Annotated in this window: 20 protein-coding genes; 15 read left to right on the top strand and 5 right to left on the bottom strand. The window is 38.3% G+C overall.

Annotated features, from left to right (window positions below; all coding sequences use genetic code 11):
* Positions 1 to 298: 298 nt before the first annotated feature.
* The 5 genes from ASG21_RS08390 to ASG21_RS08370 are packed head-to-tail and all read left to right on the top strand — an operon-like array spanning position 299 to position 4,012.
* Positions 299 to 1,279 (top strand): aldo/keto reductase, encoded by a 981-nt coding sequence (locus ASG21_RS08390; protein WP_056078236.1) that lies wholly within the window; start codon positions 299 to 301, stop codon positions 1,277 to 1,279.
* A gap of 16 nt (positions 1,280 to 1,295) precedes the next feature.
* The gene (locus tag ASG21_RS08385; RefSeq protein WP_056078233.1) at positions 1,296 to 2,135 is read left to right on the top strand and encodes an aldo/keto reductase; all 840 of its coding nucleotides are present in this window, start codon (positions 1,296 to 1,298) and stop codon (positions 2,133 to 2,135) included.
* Between the two features lie 28 nt (positions 2,136 to 2,163).
* A complete protein-coding gene (locus ASG21_RS08380; RefSeq protein WP_056078230.1) occupies positions 2,164 to 3,147 on the top strand; it encodes an aldo/keto reductase in 984 nt (327 codons plus the stop codon).
* 11 nt (positions 3,148 to 3,158) lie between these two features.
* The gene (locus tag ASG21_RS08375) at positions 3,159 to 3,395 is read left to right on the top strand and encodes a hypothetical protein (RefSeq protein WP_056078227.1); all 237 of its coding nucleotides are present in this window, start codon (positions 3,159 to 3,161) and stop codon (positions 3,393 to 3,395) included.
* A 20-nt stretch (positions 3,396 to 3,415) separates the two neighbouring features.
* Positions 3,416 to 4,012: an NAD(P)H-dependent oxidoreductase gene (locus tag ASG21_RS08370; protein ID WP_056078224.1), complete on the top strand. Its 597-nt coding sequence runs from the start codon at positions 3,416 to 3,418 to the stop codon at positions 4,010 to 4,012.
* A 101-nt stretch (positions 4,013 to 4,113) separates the two neighbouring features.
* Here ASG21_RS08370 and ASG21_RS08365 read toward each other — a convergent pair whose 3' ends face one another.
* The 3 genes from ASG21_RS08365 to ASG21_RS20215 all read right to left on the bottom strand — a co-directional run bounded on the left by ASG21_RS08365 (position 4,114) and on the right by ASG21_RS20215 (position 7,640).
* Complete coding sequence (locus ASG21_RS08365) at positions 4,114 to 4,923, bottom strand: DUF4249 domain-containing protein (RefSeq protein WP_056078222.1); 810 nt, start codon at positions 4,921 to 4,923, stop codon at positions 4,114 to 4,116.
* Between the two features lie 63 nt (positions 4,924 to 4,986).
* Positions 4,987 to 7,320: a TonB-dependent receptor gene (locus ASG21_RS08360; RefSeq protein WP_056078219.1), complete on the bottom strand. Its 2,334-nt coding sequence runs from the start codon at positions 7,318 to 7,320 to the stop codon at positions 4,987 to 4,989.
* 161 nt (positions 7,321 to 7,481) lie between these two features.
* Entirely contained in the window at positions 7,482 to 7,640 is a 159-nt protein-coding gene (locus tag ASG21_RS20215; protein ID WP_157844525.1) for a hypothetical protein, read from the bottom strand.
* A gap of 639 nt (positions 7,641 to 8,279) precedes the next feature.
* On the opposite strand from ASG21_RS20215, the gene ASG21_RS08355 reads away from it, so the two are divergent.
* Complete coding sequence (locus tag ASG21_RS08355) at positions 8,280 to 8,531, top strand: hypothetical protein (RefSeq protein WP_128414256.1); 252 nt, start codon at positions 8,280 to 8,282, stop codon at positions 8,529 to 8,531.
* A gap of 225 nt (positions 8,532 to 8,756) precedes the next feature.
* On the opposite strand, the gene ASG21_RS08350 is transcribed toward ASG21_RS08355, so the two are convergent.
* Both ASG21_RS08350 and ASG21_RS08345 read right to left on the bottom strand, forming a co-directional pair.
* Positions 8,757 to 9,212, bottom strand: a complete 456-nt coding sequence (locus tag ASG21_RS08350; RefSeq protein WP_056078214.1) for a hypothetical protein — start codon at positions 9,210 to 9,212, stop codon at positions 8,757 to 8,759.
* Between the two features lie 53 nt (positions 9,213 to 9,265).
* Positions 9,266 to 9,793 (bottom strand): hypothetical protein, encoded by a 528-nt coding sequence (locus tag ASG21_RS08345; RefSeq protein ID WP_056078211.1) that lies wholly within the window; start codon positions 9,791 to 9,793, stop codon positions 9,266 to 9,268.
* Positions 9,794 to 10,102: 309 nt separating this feature from the next.
* Between ASG21_RS08345 and ASG21_RS08340 the strand changes: the two genes are divergently transcribed.
* The 9 genes from ASG21_RS08340 (at position 10,103) to ASG21_RS08295 (ending at position 20,846) form a co-directional block, all read left to right on the top strand.
* On the top strand, positions 10,103 to 11,782 hold the full coding sequence (locus tag ASG21_RS08340) for a DKNYY domain-containing protein (protein ID WP_056078209.1): 1,680 nt from the start codon (positions 10,103 to 10,105) through the stop codon (positions 11,780 to 11,782).
* Positions 11,783 to 13,286: 1,504 nt separating this feature from the next.
* Positions 13,287 to 13,544 (top strand): hypothetical protein, encoded by a 258-nt coding sequence (locus ASG21_RS08330; RefSeq protein ID WP_128414255.1) that lies wholly within the window; start codon positions 13,287 to 13,289, stop codon positions 13,542 to 13,544.
* A 98-nt stretch (positions 13,545 to 13,642) separates the two neighbouring features.
* Positions 13,643 to 13,972 (top strand): hypothetical protein, encoded by a 330-nt coding sequence (locus ASG21_RS08325; protein WP_185113721.1) that lies wholly within the window; start codon positions 13,643 to 13,645, stop codon positions 13,970 to 13,972.
* Positions 13,973 to 14,080: 108 nt separating this feature from the next.
* Positions 14,081 to 14,974, top strand: coding sequence for an exonuclease domain-containing protein (locus ASG21_RS08320; RefSeq protein ID WP_056078200.1), 894 nt, complete (start codon positions 14,081 to 14,083; stop codon positions 14,972 to 14,974).
* A gap of 78 nt (positions 14,975 to 15,052) precedes the next feature.
* Entirely contained in the window at positions 15,053 to 15,307 is a 255-nt protein-coding gene (locus tag ASG21_RS08315; RefSeq protein WP_056078197.1) for a hypothetical protein, read from the top strand.
* Between the two features lie 52 nt (positions 15,308 to 15,359).
* A complete protein-coding gene (locus ASG21_RS08310; protein WP_056078192.1) occupies positions 15,360 to 17,711 on the top strand; it encodes a class I SAM-dependent DNA methyltransferase in 2,352 nt (783 codons plus the stop codon).
* 3 nt (positions 17,712 to 17,714) lie between these two features.
* On the top strand, positions 17,715 to 19,001 hold the full coding sequence (locus ASG21_RS08305; RefSeq protein WP_056078189.1) for a restriction endonuclease subunit S: 1,287 nt from the start codon (positions 17,715 to 17,717) through the stop codon (positions 18,999 to 19,001).
* A gap of 12 nt (positions 19,002 to 19,013) precedes the next feature.
* On the top strand, positions 19,014 to 19,742 hold the full coding sequence (locus ASG21_RS20430; RefSeq protein WP_199767876.1) for a hypothetical protein: 729 nt from the start codon (positions 19,014 to 19,016) through the stop codon (positions 19,740 to 19,742).
* A 30-nt stretch (positions 19,743 to 19,772) separates the two neighbouring features.
* Positions 19,773 to 20,846: a DUF4917 family protein gene (locus tag ASG21_RS08295; protein WP_056078187.1), complete on the top strand. Its 1,074-nt coding sequence runs from the start codon at positions 19,773 to 19,775 to the stop codon at positions 20,844 to 20,846.
* Positions 20,847 to 20,863: the final 17 nt, after the last annotated feature.

Below are 20,863 nucleotides of genomic sequence, written 5' to 3'. Positions count from 1 at the left end.
GGATGCCGTTTCTATCCCTTACGCAGAGAGCGAACATCAGTAATAATGGTAGAAGAAGCAGTAATCTGTATAACAGAATACCAATCAATTCATCAGACATTTGTAAAGTCAAAAACGATCATTCACTAAAAATTTCTTTCGTATCACACAATGTGTTTCGTATATAATATGAGAAAGATATTTTGGAGAAATCACAGACTTGAGAGTTACGCTATCGTAACAGGAGTAATGAATTTTGAGTTTTTGAAAGGATAATAACTTAAATATCAGAAGAATAATCAAACTTAATTTAAAAAATATGAAAACAAGAATAGTAGGAACACAGGGATTAGAAGTCTCAGCTATTGGAATGGGAACGATGAACCTGAGTTTTGGAACTGGAAAAGCCACGAACATATCAGAAGGAATTGAAGTAATTCGCTCTGCTCATGAAAAAGGAATTACTTTTTTCGACACAGCCGAAGCTTACGGCCCCTTTACCAATGAAGAATTGGTAGGCAAGGCTTTAAAACCAATGAGAAAAGAAGTAATCATCGCCACAAAATTCGGTATGATTTCAGAAGAAGGCGGTCTCAATAGTCGTCCCGAACATATCCGAAAAGTAGTGGAAGCGTCATTAAAAAGGCTGCAGACCGATTACATCGACTTATTATATCAACACAGGGTTGACCCGCATGTACCAATTGAAGATGTGGCAGGCACTGTGAAAGATTTAATCGCTGAAGGCAAGGTGAAATATTTTGGACTTTCAGAAGCGGGCGCAGATACTGTTCGAAGAGCCCACGCAGTACAGCCGGTTACAGCAGTTCAAAATCAATACTCCATTTGGACAAGAGAACCTGAAGCAGCTGTTCTTCCATTTTGCGAGGAGTCAGGTATAGGATTTGTTCCATGGGCACCAATCGGGACAGGATTTTTGACAGGAAAAATTACACCCGATACCAAATTTGATAGTGATACGGATTTGCGGGCGGTATTTCCAAGATTTACGCCTGAAGCAATCAGAGCGAATATGCCAATCGTGGAATTGCTTACTAAGATTGCCACACAGAAAAATGCAACACCTGTTCAGATAGCACTGTCTTGGTTATTAGCACAAAAACCTTTCATCGTTCCAATTCCGGGAATGGACAAAATTGAATATCTGGATGACAACATCAAATCTGTTGATGTGGAATTAACAGAAAATGATTTAGAGGAAATTGAACGGGGACTTTCTTCTATAACGGTTCAAGGTGCAAGATTAAATGCTGAACTATTATCCATATCAGAAGAATAATTAATAAAAATAAAAAATGAAAAATATAACATTAAATAACGGAGTGCAAATGCCGGTTTTAGGATTTGGCGTTTATCAGATCAGCGATGCTTTAGAATGTGAAAAAGCAGTGCTTGAGGCTATTGAAGCGGGTTACAGATTAATTGACACAGCGTCAGCTTACGGAAATGAAGAAGCGGTAGGAAGTGCCATCAGAAAAAGCGGTGTGCCAAGAGAGGAATTATTCATTACAACCAAACTCTGGATTTCAGATGCTGGTTATGAAAAAGCCAAAAAAGCGTTTGATGTTTCATTACAGAAATTACAACTCGATTATCTCGATTTATATCTTATTCATCAACCTTATGGTGATGTTTATGGTAGCTGGAGAGCAATGGAAGAACTGTACAGAGAAGGAAAAATCAAAGCAATTGGCGTGAGCAATTTTCATCCGGACAGAATTATGGATTTGATGGTTCATAATGAAATCAAACCTGCCATTAATCAAATTGAAACCCATCCATTTCATCAACAGACAGAAACCCAGAATTTTCTGGACGAAAATGAGGTACAGATACAAAGTTGGGGACCTTTTGCAGAAGGTAAAAACGGTATGTTTACCAATGAATCATTAGTTTCAATCAGTAAGAAATACAATAAAAGTGTAGCTCAGGTCATTCTCCGTTGGTTGACGCAGAGAGGCGTTGTGGCGATTCCAAAATCTGTCAGAAAGGAAAAGATTATTGAGAATTTCAACATTTTCGATTTTGAATTGGATGGAGAAGACATGAATGTAATCAAAAGTTTAGATACCAAAGAAAGTGTGTTTTTCGACCACCGTGACCCAGCAATTGTAAAGTGGCTGGGAGAAAGATAAATTGATTTTAATTAAATAGATTTTAAAAATGAAAACAAGAATAGTAGGAACACAGGGTTTAGAAGTTTCCGAATTAGGATTAGGATGTATGGGATTTACCTTCGGTTACGGACCTGCAACAGATGAAAATGAGGCCGTCAAATTAATTCAGAATGCTTACGATTTAGGCGTAACATTTTTTGATACTGCCGAAGCATACAGTCAGGGTGGAAACGAAAAATTGTTAGGCAAAGCCGTAAAATCTTTCAGAGATAAAGTTGTTATCGCAACAAAGTTCGGTTTTCAGGATGGCGATGCTTCGAAGGGTCTTGACAGCCGTCCGGAACGCATCAGAACGGTGGTTGAAAATTCATTGAAATATCTTCAGACTGATGTTATCGATTTGCTGTATCAGCACAGAGTTGATCCGAATGTTCCTGTGGAGGACGTAGCCGGGACGGTAAAAGATTTAATAGCAGAAGGAAAAGTAAAATATTTTGGAATGAGCGAGGCTGGCGCTGCAAGCATCAGAAAAGCACACGCAGTTTTACCTGTAACGGCTCTGCAAAGTGAATATTCAATGTTTTTCCGTGATGTGGAGAAAGAAATTCTACCATTGCTGGAAGAGTTGGAAATTGGTTTTGTACCATTCAGTCCGCTGGGAAAAGGTTTTCTGACGGGAGCTATCAACGAAAACACTCAGTTTGCAGAAGATGATTTCAGAAATACTGTTCCGAGATTTTCTGAGGAAAACAGAAAAGCCAATCAGACTTTGGTGGATTTACTGAAAAGCATTGCCATTGAAAATGAAGCCACGCCGGCGCAGATTGCTTTATCGTGGTTGTTGGCTCAGAAGCCTTTCATCGCTCCGATTCCGGGAACTACGAAGCTTCACCGTCTCCAGGAAAATGTGGACTCAACCGCTGTTGAATTAACGTCAGATGATTTGGCTAAAATCAGAGAGTCTTTAACTCAGATTGAAATTGTTGGAGAGCGTTATCCGCAGCATTTGCAGCAGCGGGTTGGAAAATAAAACAATGAAGTATGATTTTAAAAATTAAAAATTTAACTGTAATCATATTCTCATTACTAATGATGTCAGGTTGTGCTAAAGCTCAGGAAAGTGTGGATGCAAAAAACATTTTGATTGTTTATTTATCAAAAATTCTGGAAGAATTTTCTGTAGAAGGCGGAAAAGAGCGTGACGGGGTTTTGTTTGTAATGAAGGGCGAAAAAGAAAAGAAAGTAACTATCCAGGTAAAGGAATGGTTAGGTAAATAGGTTTAAAAAAATATCGATAAATGAAAAAAGTACTGCTAATCAATACCCATTTAAACTATCCAAACTGGTCTGAAGGCCTTCTGAATGATGCTTTCCACCAAAGGGCAAAAGATTTTTTTCTGTCTGAAGGTTTTGAAGTTTTGGAAACCAAAGTAGAAAACGGCTACGATGCCGATGAAGAAGTTGAAAAACATTTGCAGGCCGACATTATCATTCTGCAGACGCCCATCAACTGGTTTGGTGCACCGTGGATTTATAAGAAATATGTGGACGAAGTTTTCAACAGCGGATTGCTGAGTGCAAAATTTTTGGCTGGCGACGGCAGAACACGTGAAGATTTAACCAGACAATACGGAACCGGTGGAAAAATGCAGGGTAAAAAATTTATGGTTTCCGCAACATGGAATGCACCCAAAGCGAGTTTTGATGACCCTAATCAGGTTCTTTTTGAAGGAAGAAGTACTGCGGATGCGCTCATTCAGATTACCAGCAACTACCGTTTCTGTGGTGTTGAAGTGGTGGCGGATTACAACTGTTTCGATATTTTCAAAGACGGCGATATTGCAGGAACATTAGAAAATTATCCGAAGCATCTGAAGAAGGTTTTTAAGTTGTAAAACCCATTGAACATGTCAAAAGCCGAAGCAGACACTTCGGCTTTTTGTATTTATAATCAAAATTGATCTGTAAAATTCAAACTTCCATCTTACTTCTTACCTCAATTAATCACAATATTTCTCACCCTCACAGTATGAGCAGAAAAATAGCCCAAAGCACCATTGCTGATATTGCTTGGAGGATTCGCCGGAGTAATTCCACCACCGGGACCGCCTCCGGAAAGCTGCAGAAGCGCTGAATAGAAAAGATAGACACTGTTATCGATGCACTGCATTTCTACATGAATCGTGTCTCCTACAACTACTTTCACATCATCGGGATTATCGCCGTCATCGTTCGGAAGAATGAGTGGTCTTTGATTGGGCAATCCGTTGTTGACATTATCAGAAAACTCTGAAAAGTATTTTTTGGGATTATTATTTACAGTGTAAATAAAAAGATATCGGTTCCCTAAAACCTGCGGATCCGTGAAAACAGGCAATAGTGTATAGCTTGTTTCGCCTCCAACCAAAAAAGAATCCTGCTCAATATTGTCGAAAGGAACTGCCTGAGGCATTGAACTCTGCGCTGTATATTCTTTTCCTTCAGCCTGAATTTTCAGAGTATACGTTCTTCCCGGTTGCCCGACAAAAGCAGATGTCTGATAAGTTCCGTTACCAGTGTACTGAAGAGTTTCAGTCTGTCCGGTATTGTCGCTCAAAACAACCTGTGCGTTTTCAACTGCCGGATATTGATTGGCCTGAGTAAAAGCTACTGACTTTGTAATCTTCACAGTATACGGACCGACCTGATCTGTCACATTGGCTTCAATCACGATCTGTCCGCTTTGGTCTTCGAGGTCGAGATCGATTTCTTTTTCGCAGGAAGTGACTAAAAACAGAGTCAATATAATTAAAAATATATTTTTCATAAGGAGTTTATATTTTGGTTAATTAGAACCGTTCTTCTTTTAAAGGTTGAAAAGCGATCTCGATTAAAATTTAAAATTATAAGTAATGTTCGGAACCCATTTAAAAAGCGAAGTCTGCATCGCTCTCGTCGTTCCGGGATTATTCGGATTGTCTTCAAAAGTAATTGTGTAGGCATTTTCTCTCCCGTAAACATTATAAACACCGAATGACCAGGAACCCTTCCAACGTTTATCAGAAACCGGTTCGTAGGTTGCGCTCAGATCCATTCTGTGATAAGCGGGCATTCTGTCGGCGTTTCTGCTGCTGTACTGAAAAATGGTTTGCCCGTTCAGTTCATATTTTCCTGTTGGGAAAGTGACGGCATTTCCGGTGCTGTACAGGAACAATCCTGAAAACGACCATTTTGGATTCAGCTGATATGTGGCTACTACGGAAAGATCGTGGGTTTTGTCCTGTCTTGCATCGTACCATTCGTTATCGTTGATGCCGTTGATCTGTCTTTCGGTTTTAGATAAAGTATAAGAAATCCATCCTGTAAGTTTTCCACTTTTCTTTTTTGCTATCAATTCAAGACCATAGGCTCTCCCCTTTCCGAATAAAAGTTCGCTTTCTACATCTGCAGCGGTATCGAAAGAGATCTGTGCCCCGTTTTTATAGTCGATTTGGTTTTGCATTGATTTATAATAAACCTCAGCATTCAGTTCATAATTATTGTTGTTGAAATTACGGCTGTAGCCTGCGCTGATCTGGTCTGCAATTTCAGGTTTTACAGTGTAGCTGCTTCCAATCCACTGGTCGGTAGGATTCCCGCTTCCACTGTTGCTTAATAAATGTAAATTCTGAGTATTTCTGGAATAACCTCCTTTAACACTGCTCACTTCGTTAATTCTGTAATTCGCTGTAATTCTTGGTTCAAGATTCACATAAGTTTTAGCAAATTTTCCTTTTTCTAAATATTCAGAATCGGTTAAAACTCCGTTTTGATAAGTGTTAAAAGTATCTCCACCCAAAACAGAGAAGATTGCCAGTCTCGCTCCGTAGTTAATCGTCAGCTTTTCTGTTGCTTTAAAATCATCATTGATGTACAATGCATTTTCCCATGAGTATCTCGGATTTCTCGGGAAACTGCTTACACTCGTTCCCGAAGCACTGCTAGGAGTAATCGTGTGATAAATCGACTGTAAACCAAATTTAACAGAATGCTTATTTCCTGCAAACCATGAAAAATCCTGCTTCAGATTCCAGTCTTCAATTTTAGAATCGAGTCCGAAAGTATTATTGTTGCTGCTCAGGGCAACATTGTAATTGTAATTGCTGTAAATAAATGAAGTGTTTGAGAATAATTTACTGCTGATAATGCTGTTCCAGCGCAAAGTCGCCGTTGTATTTCCCCAGTCTGTTGAGAACGTGTCACCCAGACCTAAAACATCTCTTCCGAAATATCCCGAAAGGTAAAGTCGGTTGTTGTCGTTTATCTGATAATTGGCTTTTAAATTTAAATCGTAGAAATACAGTTTGCTGTCTTTGAAATCATCGGTTGCTTTTAAAAACACATCTGCATACGTCCGTCTTCCGGAAACAATAAATGAAGATTTTTCTTTCTGAATCGGTCCTTCAACGCTGAGTCGGCTGCTGATCAAGCCAATTCCACCGTTGACGTTGTAATCTTTATTATTACCGTCTTTCATTTTAACATCCAAAACAGACGATAGTCTTCCACCATACTGAGCCGGACTGTTTCCTTTAATGATGCTGACGTCTTTCAGAGCATCACTGTTGAATGTACTGAAAAATCCGAGCAAATGGGAAGCGTTGTAAACTGCTGCCTCATCCAGTAAAATCAAATTCTGATCTGTTGCGCCACCTCTTACGGAAAAACCACTGCTCCCCTCACCGTTGCTTTTAATTCCCGGCAACAGCTGGATGGTTTTCATCACGTCTTTTTCACCAAACAAAACAGGGAGTTTATCGATTTGTTTAATGCTTAAAGTTTCAGTTCCCATTTGGGCAGAACTGAGATTTTTATCTTTTTTAACGGCCGAGATGACCACTTCATCAATCTGTGATGTTTTTTCGTCGCCTTCCTGACCTAGCTGAATGTTCAGCTTCAAATCATTCTCAACTGTAATGCTCTGCTGAAAATCTTTAAAGCCTGGATTGGAAACAAGTAACGTATAAGAACCCTTTGGAAGGGACAGAGAATAGAAACCGTATTCGTTTGCCATGACTGAAATGCTGGGATCTTCAGCTACTTTTACGGAAACTCCGATCAGCAATTCGCCGTTTTTCTGATCTTTTACCGTTCCGCTCACCGAATAATTCTGCTGGGCAAAAACGACTGTACTGAAACAGATTGCAGCAACAGAAGTTGCAATTTTAAAGGATGATGTCTGCATTAAAATGATTTACGATGTAAAGATATTGAAATTATACTCATCAACACCTTCTGCCACGGAGATCATTGGCTCACAGAGAATTTTTCTTCCGATTGAAAATTAAGTTTGTATTAAAACAAAAAAAAACTGCGCGATGCAGTTTTTCGTGTTTTAATAAAGTTTTAGATGGCGGGATTCACACTTCCGGAGGCGCCACGTGGCAGAAATACCACTTTTCTCTTTATACTTTTTGCTTTTTCAAGAACTTTAAGTGCTTTTTGGCGTTCAATTTCTTTTGTCATGCTTGAGATCGACTGATCAGAGTTTGTAAAGGATTGCATATTTTGGTGTGTTGGTTAGTAATTTTTTTTAAACTAAAACCGTACCGTTTTAAACCAAATCCTGATTGGAAGTTGGTATTTCTGTTGGAAGAATATACTTTTGTTAAAGAGCTAGCGGCCACTTTATCAAATTAAATCTAAAAATTTAGTTTAAATATTATTTTAGGCATAATACTTGCAAACTACCCGATAGAAAAATACAACACCACACTTTATCACTTTCTTATAGCAAAATCCCTCCGTTTGGAAACAGACCGGGGGATTTTCATTTTAATTTCTTTGCTTTCCTGCTGTTCAGCAAGTTTACTTTTAAAAAATGAATTACTTGGATTTAAAATTTAAGAGAAAGCCTGCGATGAGCATTAATGACATAAGTTTATAAATTATTTCTGGAGATTAATCAAAAAAATTTAGCAACTGTGATACGTTTTCAGAATGTATCAACAGTTATTTTTTCAGTTCTCAATACATCCCAAATTGCATCGGGACACCTGAACTGCAGTGGAACAATTGTTATTTAACCTGTAATACAGAACATTAGGGCCGTGCTTTCCCAGGGCACTAAAGGATGGCGCTTTGACTTTGGTTTTTTATTTATGTGGCTTTCTGCCAGCTTTTGAAGATACCTTTGGTTAATTGTTGGTTTACAAAAGTTTTGTTGGTTCACTGGTTCTCGATACATTTTTCTACGCTGCGCTGCGAAAAACACTTGAACTGACGGTAGGAATTGACGTCTTGATGGTGGCGTCAGTTCGAGTAGTTTTTTGGAGAAAACCGTATCGAGAAGTTGTTTTTTTACAAAGTTTCGTTTATTTACTGGTTCCCGATACATTTTTCTACGCTGCGCTGCGAAAAACACTCGAACTGACGGAGGAATTTGTATTATCGTGAATGTAGCGTCACTTCGGGTAGGTTTTTGGAGAAAACCGTATCGAGAAGTTGTTGTTTTACAAAGTTTTGTTTATTCACTGGTTCCCGATACATTTTTATACGCTGCGCTGCGAAAAACACTTGGACTGACGGGACACTTATGGATGCAGTGCGATTAATCACAATGTTGCTGATGATTCTTTATTTTTTTTGTTATTGCAGTTTTAAATGTTCCTATTTAAGATCTTAAAAAAGCCCTGGAGATTTGTCGCTCTCAGCTAATGAAAGCTGTCTTTTTCTGAACACCCGAAACTGAATAGAAGTAAAAATCAAGTAGACCATGGTTAAAATCGATGCAGTTGTCAGTAAGGAAGTTCCGGACACAGATGTGTCCATAAATGCAGTCAGAACATAGATGAGAACTCCAGCCGGAATTGCAGTGAATGTCAGCAGTGAGAGGTAAAATTGTTTTCTTATTTTAACAGTTAAATTCAGGAAAAAAGTTAGCGAGCAGACCGGCAGCAGAATGAGAAAGATAAGTGAAAATCCAAGGTTCACTAAGATATCCAAGATATTAAAGAGAAAATCCAGACCATTGCTGTCGGGATAGTTCTTTTCAGAAATCAGTAATCTGTACAGGATAAAAAGGCTCAGACTGAAAAGGACATTGATGATCCAATATTTTAGAAGCAGTTTTCCCATAAGTCAGTCTATTTTGAACTTAAGATATTAGAAGAATCATTACAGCATCATGTTTATAAACTGATCATTGGTTCGATACATTTCCCTTTTTTGTAAAGATGGTTCTGTTCATCTTTTAAGTTAATGACAGTCTGTGTATCAGGCTTGTATACGACCTTAAACCGGCGGGTGTCAAATTTATCTTTTTTGTCAGGTATCACAGTCAATGTTCCTTTTTCGATGGTGTACTTACCTTCGATAAACTGCAGCTGTTGGGTTTGGGCAAGCATTTCGCCTGAGCCGTTTGACTGTTTTTTCAGTTTGGAATCATACTGGTAGGTTGTGGTGATTATTCTCGCATTCCTTCCCGACGGGAAATACTCCAGCAGATTTTCGGTGACAACGACCACAGAATCTTTTGCAACTTCACTCACATACACAAAACATTTTTTGGAATCGTCCTGAATGGACAGGCTTTGTGGCGGTTCTGCAATCTCTTTTTGTACAATTGGAGGAGGTGGGATTGCTCTGGCAGGTTTCTTTTTCTGCCCATAAGCAAAAGAACTGCTTACAAGGGAAATAACGAACAGTACATTTTTCATAGTGTAGGGTTTTATTGTTGTTGATGCAAAAGTACAGCCAAGGATTTTAAATGGGTAATTGATAATGGGTAATGAGTGATGAGCAATGAGTAATGAGTAATGAGTAATGAGCAATAGGTAATGATGTAATTCCGACGGTGTTTATTTAACTGCATAATAATTTATTCGAAGAAGTTTCTAAAACGCACGGATTTCTGTGGAGTAAGATACATGAGAGCTGATCTGAGAATTTGATTTGAATCAATTCCCTTATTATTGATAATTTGGCGGGTCGTTTGATACCTAGAAAACAAATTATAAAATACTCAAATGGTGTACAGATTCCGGTTTTTAATTTATGGCATTCTGGCTTTTATTTTTCTGATGATGTTTGCATTATTTCTCTCCCTTTTTTCAGAAAAGGGTGATCCGATAAGCTACGGTTCTGATAAAAGAGACCTTAATGGCGTTTTCACATTATTCGAAGGGAAGATTTATGCAATGGTACCAAGTAATGGCTACTATGAGTTGAGCGATGCCAATCCTGACAGCTTTCAAACTTTTCAGGATACTTATCAGGATTCTCATATTGGCTTTGATGACCAACATGTTTATGCAGGAAACATCATCATGAAGGGACTTGATCCTAAAAAACTGAAGTCTTTAGGCAACAATTATTACAGTGATGGTGAGACGACTTACCACTGTGCAAGAAACTCTGAAAACAATGATAATCTGAGTGTGGTGGGATTTATTATTGGAAAGATGGGTCAGAGTCTGGGACTGTCCGGCAAACCTCAGAATTACTGGTATCCATTTGTGAAAATGCCCGAAGGTAAAATTTATCAGTCTAAATCCGGTTTTGCTCTGGCGGTGAATAACAGCACTGCATTTTTCAAGGGCATAGAAATGAAGAACGCCGATCCGTCGGCAATCCGTCCCATCAAGACTCATTACCGGGACGGTGACGTGCGGGAAAGTGACAGCTATTTTACAGACGGCAAAAATGTTTATTTTCAAAATTCTCTATTGCCTGTTCAGTACAATGAAACCATTCAACAGATTGATGTTGAAGGTGACATCCCTTCCAGAAGTGCTTTTCTGATTGATTCAAAAAACGGAATGGTCTATGTAAACGGGATACCGTTTGATGATTCCAAAGCCCCGTACAGACTGCTGGGAATGAATCTAAAACACGCTTACCAGGTCCTGTTCGTTTCCAAAAAAGGTCTTTATTTTTACAATACTGAAACAGAAAAGGCAGAGCGTGCAGGCGATAATCCGTTTGCAGATAACCAATTTCAGGAGATCGCTCCTGACGTATTTACCAGTGGCAACAAAGTATACTTTCTAAAGGCAGAAGAATACTGGCGCCGAAACAGAGGCTTACAAAGCAGAACTACCCTACTCCTGCAACTGGAAGGCGTTCAGGCTTCCGACTTCAAAAAGATCAGCCATCCTGATTCTTACAAGGGCAGTATATGGCAGGTCGGCAACCGTTACTTCTATTTCGATGACCTTGGAAGCTCACAGTTGATTCCCTCAGCAGTTTATGAGATTAAAGATATGCCAACTGTTAAATTTATGGCGGATGCAGGGAGTTTAAGTACAGACGCCATCAGAAATCTCATCAGAGACAACAAAATTACTGCGCCTAAGGGAGAAACCATTCTGAAAGCCATAACGGAGAGTGATCATGCCTGGTACCAATCCTACTGGATGATTCCGGTTGCTGTGGTTTTGGTTTATGTAATTTCATTTCTTTTCCGTAATGTAAAAGTGCATCCATTCTTTATTAAAGATGGATACCTGATTATCAACAATCTGCTCTTCAAAAAATATCCCATCGGAGATATTGACAAAGTGGTTTTCAGTTGTGTTAAAACCAATTCCAGAGTTGGTGGTTACAGCGGAAAAATGCAGATGGTACAGAAGAATGGAAAAAGAAGCAGGAATTTTCTATTCTCATCCCGACTGACTCTTGTCTCTGAGTCTGAAAGTAAGTCTTGAGTTACATCAGAGAACTTCAGAAGGAACTGAGAAGTCATGCGATTGATAGTGAATTGATATGATCTTTTATTTACTTTTTGTTTCGGAAAAGGCCTATTTGAGACAGCATGTGATCTACTTCGAGTAGGTTTTTGGAGAAAACCGTATCGGGAAGTTGTTGTTTTACAAAGTTTTCGTTTGTTCACTGGTTCCCGATACATTTTTCTACGCTCTGCTGCGAAAAACACTCGAACTGACGGAAGGATTTTACTATCGTGGATGTGGCGTCACTTCGAGTAAGTTTTGAAAAAACTGTAACAAAACGTTTGGCTAGCGCTTTCCCCTGGTCCTAAAGGGTGGCGCTTCGACTTTGGTTTTTTGTTTATATGGTTTTTCTGTCAGCTTTTGAAGATACCTTTGCTTAGTTGTTTTTTTACAAAAGTTTTGTTTATTCACTGGTTCTCGAAACATTTTTCTCCGCTGCGCCGTGAAAAACACTCGAACTGACGGAGGGATTTTACTATCGTGAATGTGGCGTCACTTCGAGTAGGTTTTTGGAGAAAACGGTATCGGGAAGTTGTTGTTTTACAAAAGTTTAGTTTGTTTAACAAACTTTTGGCTAGCGCTTTCCCCCAGTCCTAAAGGGTGGCGCTTCGATTATGGTTTATTGTTTATATGGTTTTCTGCCAGCTTTTGAAGATACCTTTGCTTAGTTGTTTTTTTACTAAAGTATCGTTTGTACACTGGTTCTCGATACATTTTTCTCCGCTGCGCTGCGAAAAACACTCGAACTGACGGAGGGATTTTACTATCGTGAATTTGGCGTCACTTCGAGTAGGTTTTTGAGAAAACCGTATCGAGAAGTTGTTGTTTTACAAAGTTTCGTTGCGCGCTTTCCCCCGGCCCTAAAGGGTGGCGCTTCGACTATGGTTTTTTGTTTATATGGTTTTCTGCCAGCTTTGGTTAGTTTTTTTTTACGAAAGTTTTGTTTATTCACTGGTTCTCGATACATTTTTCTCCGCTCTGCTGCGAAAAACACTCGAACTGACGGAGGGATTTACCATCGTGAATGGTGGCGTCACTTCGAGTAAGTTTTTGGAGAAACCCGTATCGAGAAGTTGTTATTTTACTAAAGTATCGATTGTTCACTCGTTCTCGATACATTTTTCTCCGCTCTGCTGCGAAAAACACTCGAACTGACGGAAGGATTTTACTATCGTGAATTTGGCGTCACTTCGAGTAGGTTTTTGGAGAAAACCTTATCGAGAAGTTGTTGTTTTACAAAGTTTCCGTTCGTTCATTGGTTCCCCTTACATTATATCATCTGCGCTGTGAAAAACACCTGAAGAGGCGGAGGTAGTCTTGTGGTTGTTTTACCAAAGTTATTATTCTCTGTGGAATTAATTATTTTAATATCTTTATCTTAAATAACACAGATATGAAAACAGATATTTCCCGCAAATCTTATCATGGTATTCCCACGTTTTGCAAAGTCTTTTTTTATTTTCCATCATTTTTCTGAATTATGATACATCATCACAATGGTATTGCCATCTCATTCTATGATTTGAAGGCTCTCCGAATGGAGCATGCCGGGGAGGGCGGATATCTTATATTTGAATTTAATAATGCGATCGTGTATGAGGAAGACTCTGAAAACGGGAAACTGATGGAGCGTTCTTACAGGAATGAGCCCGTTTCCCAGTATTATGATGATGTGCTGGAGCTGCAGGACAGCTTCAACACCTGGATTCAGGTATGGGCTGAATTTCTTCTGAACTGACGGTTACAGAACTGACCATCTTAATGAAAGTCTTCAGAAACATTTCTCAATACAGGATTAGCGATGGATCATTGAATACCATGTTCACTAATGTTTACATGTCACACTTTAAAACTACTATTATGATCTACGACCACGGCGGTATTGCACTCAATCTTTTTAATCTGAAAGCTGTAAAAAAGGAAATAAGCGGACATGACGGCAAACTTGTCTTTGAATTTCACAATATGATACGCAGTGTAGAGACCACAGCGGGCAGCGGTATATTTGAAGACAAATCTTACAGCAACGCCTCTATCACCCAGTATTTTGAGGACCTAACAGACCTGGAACTGCATTACCAGGAATGGCTCGGGATATGGACCCAATTTACAGCTTACGTCATCAACCTCGAATTGCCTGTTGATTTTAAACCCAACAGATTTTAACTCACTTTCATTTCTGATGTAAATTTTAAAAGATTTACCGTAAATGGGGATTCCCGTAAAAGTATTGCTGTTTTTTTATTTACATTTGAAAAAACTGAAAACTGAGCGATGAAATTTACCTCCATAGACTTTGAAAAAGCCAACAATGATTCCTGTTCCGTCTGCAGTATCGGAATTGCTGTATTTGAAGATGAACAGCTCATCTTTTCCGGACATTATCTGGTTCAGCCACCCGGAAATGAATATCTGGCACTACACACCTCTATTCATGGGATTAGTGCACATGATACATGTGATGCTCCAACATTTCCGGAAGTGTGGGATGAAATCAGGCAATATATAGAGGGTCAGACTGTAGTGGCACACAATGGCTGCAGTGTGGAGTTCCCGATTTTGGAAAGTCTGTTTCGTTTTTATGGAATAGCTGCATCCCAGTATCACGGCGTCTGTACTTTACAGCTTTCTCAACAGCTTTTTCCGTATCTCAAGAATCATAAACTGTCAACCGTAGCGGAAATGTTGAGTCTGGATTTCAGCGAAAACCTGCATCACAATGCGCAGTACGATGCTGAAGTCTGTGGATTTATTTTCCTGAAGATGAATCAGTTTTTTAAGCTGAACAGCCGTTTTACACCTGATCATAAAATCAGGGAAGAGCGTTCAAAAACAGATTTTTTCACCGACACTTTTTCATCTAAAAAGATTGATTCTTCATTAATTTATCCTACCGCTCAACCCAAATATGAAAATCATTATTTCCATTCAAAAAAAGTGGTGATTACCGGAGAGTTTTCTGCCTTCCCAAAACAGCGGAATAAATTAGCCCAGATTTTATTTGACTGCGGTGCAGACATTAACACCAGCATTTCTAAAAATACTGATCTGGTACTGGTGGGAACGGGTGCCGGACCCAAGAAAATGGAGAAGATTAGTGCCTTGAGTATTGCGGTGATGAATGAGGAGGAATTATTGGGGTTGATTAAAGAGTTTATGAATGGATAAACACTTTATTTTAAACTTTCCCACAATGGTGAAAATGAATTTTTAATTATCTTTGAAAAGTAAACATAAAACCAAGCTATGATCATGCATGACGGCGGTATCGCCATCGACCTTCTCGAAGTAAAAGCCATTCATATGGAGTTTCTGAAAAAGGGAGGTTATCTTATTTTTGAACTGAACAATATTCTTCTCCCAATTTTTAATGAAGACACTCAGGGAATAGAACTCAAATCGTTTGCTAATGATCCCGTAAAGTATTATATTAAGACTTCTGACAGTCTGCGTGCTTATTTTGAAGAATGGGTGCAGATGTGGCAGGACAGTAAAGATTAACAAACTACAACAGCACCGGAATTGAAGTGCTTTTATAATGATAAATATTTAAATGAACCACGCTGTACACAATAAACTTGTCTCCTTCATCTGGAGTATTGCAGATGACTGCCTGAGAGACGTCTACGTAAGAGGAAAATATAGGGATGTCATCCTGCCAATGGTTGTTTTGCGAAGACTGGATGCTTTGCTGGAACCTACCAAACAACACGTTTTAGAGGAAGTCGTTTTCCAGAAGGAAACAATGAAATTTACCGAATGGGACGACAAAGGAATGACCGCTGCTTCCAAATATGTTTTTTACAATACCAGCGAATGGACATTGCAAAGCCTTCACAGTTCGGCGACGAACAGCCAGCAGATTTTGCTGGGGAATTTTGAGGATTATCTGAATGGTTTCAGCGCCAATGTGCAGGAAATTATTGAGATGTTCAAGCTTCGGGCACAAATCAAACATATGGCGAATAAAGATGTATTGCTGGATGTTCTGGAGAAATTCACATCGCCGGATATCAATCTGACGCCTTTTGAAAAACTGGATACTGCCGGAAGAAAAATTCCTGCATTAACCAATTTGGGTATGGGGTACGTTTTTGAGGAACTGATTCGGAAATTTAATGAAGAAAATAATGAAGAAGCCGGAGAACACTACACGCCGAGAGAAGTGATCGACCTGATGACGCATATGGTTTTTGACCCGATCAAAGATAAAATCCCATCGGTGATTACCATTTATGACCCTGCCTGCGGAACGGGTGGAATGCTGACGGAATCTGAACTGTTCATTACCGATGAAGAGGGCGAAATTAAAGCAACCAATACTTCCGTGTATCTTTTCGGGAAGGAAGTGAATGATGAAACCTACGCCATCTGTAAGTCGGATATGATGATTAAAGGGAAAGACCCTGAACACATCAAAGTGGGTTCAACACTTTCTACGGATGAATTTGCCGGAACGAAATTCGATTTTATGCTGTCGAATCCGCCGTATGGAAAAAGCTGGGCGAGTGAACAGAAATACATCAAAGATGGAAAAGATGTTATCGACAACCGTTTTCTCATTAAACTGAAAAATTACTGGGGCGAAGAAGAAGATGCCGATGCAGTGCCACGTTCTTCCGACGGACAATTGCTCTTCCTGATGGAAATGGTAGATAAAATGAAAACCATTAACAATAGAAATACCATCGGAAGCCGAATTGCTTCGGTACACAACGGTTCGAGTCTGTTTACAGGTGATGCAGGTGGTGGTGAAAGCAATATCAGACGCTACATTATTGAAAACGATTTGCTGGATGTGATTATCCAGTTGCCAAATAATATTTTTTACAACACGGGTATTACCACGTACATCTGGATTCTGAGCAACAACAAACCCGCTAACCGCAAAGGAAAAGTACAGTTGATTGATGCCAGTGAAATGTATCAGAAACTCAGAAAAAACCTCGGTAATAAAAACTGTGAACTGACGAAACAGCACATTCAGGAAATTCTCCACTGTTATTTACAGCTTTCAACACTGGATAAAAAAGACACCGGAAATATTGGAAGCAAGGTTTTTGAAAATGCTGATTTTGGCTATTACAAAGTCAATATCGAAAGACCGAAAAGGTTGAAATCACAGTTTACCGAGGAGAGAATTGAAGCCTTGAAATGGGATAAGACACAACCTGTGTTTTCCAAAGAACTGTATGAGAAATACGGAATGGAAGTATATGCAGGTTTGGAAAAACATAAAAAAGAAATTGAAGACCTTGCCGAAAAGCAGGACCTCAACATCAATGCGAAACAGCTTTCTGCCTTTTTGAAAAAAGAAAACTGGGAAAAACAGGATGCCCTGTACCAAACGGCGGTTCGCCTGATGGAAGTTTTGGGGACGGAAGTTTATAACAACTTCAATGAGTTTGGCAGCAAGGTAGATGAAGTGTTAAAACTCGATAAAACCAAACTGTCTGCTTCGGAGAAAAAACAAATTTTGGACACCGTAAGCTGGTATGATGAGGAAGCCGACAAAGTGGTGAAAAAAACAGAAAAACTGAATGGTCAGAAACTGGCAGATTTGCTGGAGTTTTTAGGCTGTAAAGAAAAAGACCTGCCTTATTATGGCTATTTTTCTACAGACAAAAAAGGCGAATACACAGTATATGAAACTGAAAGCGATTTGCGCGACAGCGAAAGCATCCCACTGAAAGAAAACATACAGGATTATTTCTTAAGAGAAGTAAAGCCCTATGCCGAAGAAAGTTGGATTGCTCTGGACTCTGTAAAGATTGGTTATGAGCTGAGCTTCAATAAATATTTTTACCAGCCTGCCCCATTGCGCAGTCTGGAGGAAGTGACCAAAGACATTTTGGCGCTGGAACAGGAAGGCGACGGATTGCTGGCTGAAATCTTAAATTTTTAGACGATGCAGCGATACGAAATATATAAAGACAGCGGTGTGGATTGGATTGGGGAGATTCCGGAGCATTGGAAAGTTATAAAATTGAAATATATTTTTAAAATTTTAAAAAGAATAGCAGGAAGTGAAGGGTTTGATGTGTTGTCAATAACTCAACGAGGAATAAAAATCAAGGATGTAACAAGCGGCGAAGGACAGTTAGCAATGGATTATGCTAAATATCAATTCTGTTATGTTAATGATTTTGCGATGAATCATATGGACTTATTAACTGGATGGGTAGACTTATCAAATTTTGATGGGGTTATAAGCCCTGATTACAGAGTTTTTGATTTAATAAGGAATGATTGCAGTAAAACATACCTTTTAATTTTATTACAATTATGCTATACTAACAAAGTTTTTTATGCTCACGGACAAGGCGTGTCTATGTTAGGAAGGTGGAGATTTCCATCTGAAAATTTCAATAACTTTTATTTTCCAATACCTCGAATCGAAGAACAATTTAAAATTGTTTCATTTCTTGATGACAAAACCGCCAAAATAGACCAAACGATTGCCAACAAGCAAAAAGAAATAGAACTGCTGAAAGAACGCCGCCAAATCCTCATTCAAAAGGCAGTTACCAAAGGTTTGGATGATTCCGTCAAACTCAAAGACAGCGGTGTGGATTGGATTGGGGAAATTCCGGAGCATTGGGAGGTGATTTCAATTACAAAAATTTCATCAAGAGTTGATTATAGAGGTAAAACTCCGGAGAAAGTAGAAAATGGAATTTTTCTAGTAACTACAAGAAACATAAAAAAAGGATTTATTAATTACGAAGTTTCCAAAGAGTATGTTACTGAAAAAGATTATCACAATATAATGTCGCGAGGTTTACCTAAGATAGGTGATATTTTATTTACAATGGAAGCTCCATTGGGAGAATCTGCAATGGTTGATGATGAAAATGTGGCAATAGCACAACGTATCATAAAATTCCGATTTAATAAAAAGAAAGCAATCCATAAATTTGTAAACTATTCATTTGCTTCTACTTATTTTCAAAATAAGGTACAGAGTGAAGGAACAGGTTCTACTGCCAAAGGAATAAAAGCAAGTAAATTGGGATTGTTAAAAATAATTTTACCCGATTTAAAAGAGCAAACTCAAATTGTTGCATATTTAGAAGAAATAGAGGAAAAAATCTCCAAAGCAATTTTGCTCAAGCAAAGGGAAATAGAAAAGCTGAAAGAGTATAAAACGGTGCTGATAGATAATGTGGTGACGGGGAAAGTGAGGGTGAGTTGAGAGGATAATACTATGGAGAAACTCAAACACATTCAAAAAGTTGTGGAAGATTATTTTGTCAAAAATCCTTCTGTTTCATTGATTCCCGCAAAGGATATGATGCCATATTTCATTAAGGCTAATATTTTTGTGCAAGACCAAAAAAACGGATTGCCTATCAGGAAAATATTAAGAGAGCTTGATGAAAAGAATCAATTACATCTATTACCCAACCTAATCGCCGAAAGGAAAGCAACAAATACGAATTGGTTTTTCGTAAGGATGAAAGGTACAACGATTTTGCCTAAGACAGAAAAGAAGGAAATTGTAGTTCAGGACAAGATTGTTGTAAATAAACGAGCCAACAGTGATGAAGCTTATATCCTCAATATCTGTGATGAGATTTTAAATTTAAAAGGTTTGCGCCAGCATCGTTTTGATTTTCTAAGGGGAGATACAGGAACAAAACTGCCAGTTGATATTTACTATCCTACACTGAAATTAGTGATTGAATATCGGGAAAAGCAACACAGCGAAGAAGTAAAATTCTTTGATAAAAGAATTACTGCTTCCGGTATTTCAAGAGGTGAACAGCGAAAGAGATATGATGAATTTCGGAGAACCGTGATTCCTCAAAATGGTTTGGATTTAATTGAATTTGATTATTCGGAATTTGGACATACCAAAGGAAAACGATTGTTGCGGAATAGAGTAGAGGATGAAAAGATTATTAGAAGGATATTGGGAAAGTATATAAACTAAAAATGATAACCAAGAAACAATAATTAACTTATGGCAAAAGACAACATTCCTAAAGATTTCAGATTTGATGATTTACAAGATTATCAATCAGTGATTAAAAAACTAAATCAAAGACCTTATCCTAAGCATTTAATAATGGGAAATGGTTTTAGTATGGCTTACGATCATAAAATATTTTCTTATAATGCGCTTTATGATTTTATTGAAAAATTAGAAGATGAAACTTTATCAAAATTATTTGAAGTTATCAATACAAAGAATTTTGAATTGGTAATGAGACAGCTTGATAATTTTATAGAAATGGCAAAAGCATTTGATGACACAGGCGATATGGTCAAAGCTTTAGAAGATGCTAATCGACGTTTACAAGAAAGTCTTATCGAAGCGGTTAGTTTTCTTCATCCTGAACACGTCTTTGCTGTACCAGATAAAGAAAGCGAAACCTGTTATAATTTTTTACAAGAATATTTATCTAATGGAGGTAAAGTCTTTTCGACAAATTACGATTTGCTTTTATATTGGATTTTAATGAGAAACAATCCGCATAGTTCAATAGATGGTTTTGGTAGAGAACATTTAAATCCTGTTGAAACTCGAAGAGGAGAAGATGCTGAATTTGGAGACCTTTTGTGGGGTAAGTATAAAGAAGAGCAAACCGTTTATTATTTGCACGGAACCCTTCCTATTTTTGATACAGGAACAGAAATAGAAAAAGAAGTTTACAGAAATAGTAAATATCTGCTGGCTAACATCAAAGAACGAATGGATAATAAAGAATATCCAATATTTGTGACAGCAGGAAATGGAGATGAAAAACTAAACCACATATATCACAACAGGTATCTAACCTTCTGCTATGAAAGCTTGTCTAAGATTACAGGTTCACTAATTTCTTTCGGTTTCAATTTCGGTGAATATGATGAGCACATCATTGATGCTGTAAATAAAGCAGCATTGCGTGGCGCGCAATCGGGTGAAAAATTATTTAGTATTTATATAGGAGTTTATTCTGAAGCAGATTTAGAACATATCAAAAATATTCAGGATAAATTTGATTGTAAAGTGAATGTTTACAATGCACAGACTGCTAATATTTGGAGGTAATTTTCAAACGAATTATA

This window comes from Chryseobacterium sp. Leaf394, assembly GCF_001424105.1.
GTDB lineage: Bacteria > Bacteroidota > Bacteroidia > Flavobacteriales > Weeksellaceae > Chryseobacterium.
This window is presented reverse-complemented; position numbering and strand designations above follow the sequence as displayed.

Excerpts from the sequence above, each read along its gene's own strand:
- ASG21_RS08365 (WP_056078222.1), bottom strand. The coding sequence starts at position 4,923 with ATGAAAAATATATTTTTAATTATATTGACTCTGTTTTTAGTCACTTCC.
- ASG21_RS08345 (WP_056078211.1), bottom strand. The coding sequence starts at position 9,793 with ATGAAAAATGTACTGTTCGTTATTTCCCTTGTAAGCAGTTCTTTTGCT.
- ASG21_RS08325 (WP_185113721.1), top strand. The coding sequence starts at position 13,643 with ATGTCACACTTTAAAACTACTATTATGATCTACGACCACGGCGGTATT.
- ASG21_RS08380 (WP_056078230.1), top strand. The coding sequence starts at position 2,164 with ATGAAAACAAGAATAGTAGGAACACAGGGTTTAGAAGTTTCCGAATTA.
- ASG21_RS08305 (WP_056078189.1), top strand. The coding sequence starts at position 17,715 with ATGCAGCGATACGAAATATATAAAGACAGCGGTGTGGATTGGATTGGG.
- ASG21_RS08320 (WP_056078200.1), top strand. The coding sequence starts at position 14,081 with ATGAAATTTACCTCCATAGACTTTGAAAAAGCCAACAATGATTCCTGT.
- ASG21_RS08310 (WP_056078192.1), top strand. The coding sequence starts at position 15,360 with ATGAACCACGCTGTACACAATAAACTTGTCTCCTTCATCTGGAGTATT.
- ASG21_RS20430 (WP_199767876.1), top strand. The coding sequence starts at position 19,014 with ATGGAGAAACTCAAACACATTCAAAAAGTTGTGGAAGATTATTTTGTC.
- ASG21_RS08330 (WP_128414255.1), top strand. The coding sequence starts at position 13,287 with ATGATACATCATCACAATGGTATTGCCATCTCATTCTATGATTTGAAG.
- ASG21_RS08390 (WP_056078236.1), top strand. The coding sequence starts at position 299 with ATGAAAACAAGAATAGTAGGAACACAGGGATTAGAAGTCTCAGCTATT.
- ASG21_RS08295 (WP_056078187.1), top strand. The coding sequence starts at position 19,773 with ATGGCAAAAGACAACATTCCTAAAGATTTCAGATTTGATGATTTACAA.
- ASG21_RS08315 (WP_056078197.1), top strand. The coding sequence starts at position 15,053 with ATGATCATGCATGACGGCGGTATCGCCATCGACCTTCTCGAAGTAAAA.
- ASG21_RS08360 (WP_056078219.1), bottom strand. The coding sequence starts at position 7,320 with ATGCAGACATCATCCTTTAAAATTGCAACTTCTGTTGCTGCAATCTGT.
- ASG21_RS20215 (WP_157844525.1), bottom strand. The coding sequence starts at position 7,640 with ATGCAATCCTTTACAAACTCTGATCAGTCGATCTCAAGCATGACAAAA.
- ASG21_RS08370 (WP_056078224.1), top strand. The coding sequence starts at position 3,416 with ATGAAAAAAGTACTGCTAATCAATACCCATTTAAACTATCCAAACTGG.
- ASG21_RS08340 (WP_056078209.1), top strand. The coding sequence starts at position 10,103 with ATGGTGTACAGATTCCGGTTTTTAATTTATGGCATTCTGGCTTTTATT.
- ASG21_RS08375 (WP_056078227.1), top strand. The coding sequence starts at position 3,159 with ATGATTTTAAAAATTAAAAATTTAACTGTAATCATATTCTCATTACTA.
- ASG21_RS08385 (WP_056078233.1), top strand. The coding sequence starts at position 1,296 with ATGAAAAATATAACATTAAATAACGGAGTGCAAATGCCGGTTTTAGGA.
- ASG21_RS08350 (WP_056078214.1), bottom strand. The coding sequence starts at position 9,212 with ATGGGAAAACTGCTTCTAAAATATTGGATCATCAATGTCCTTTTCAGT.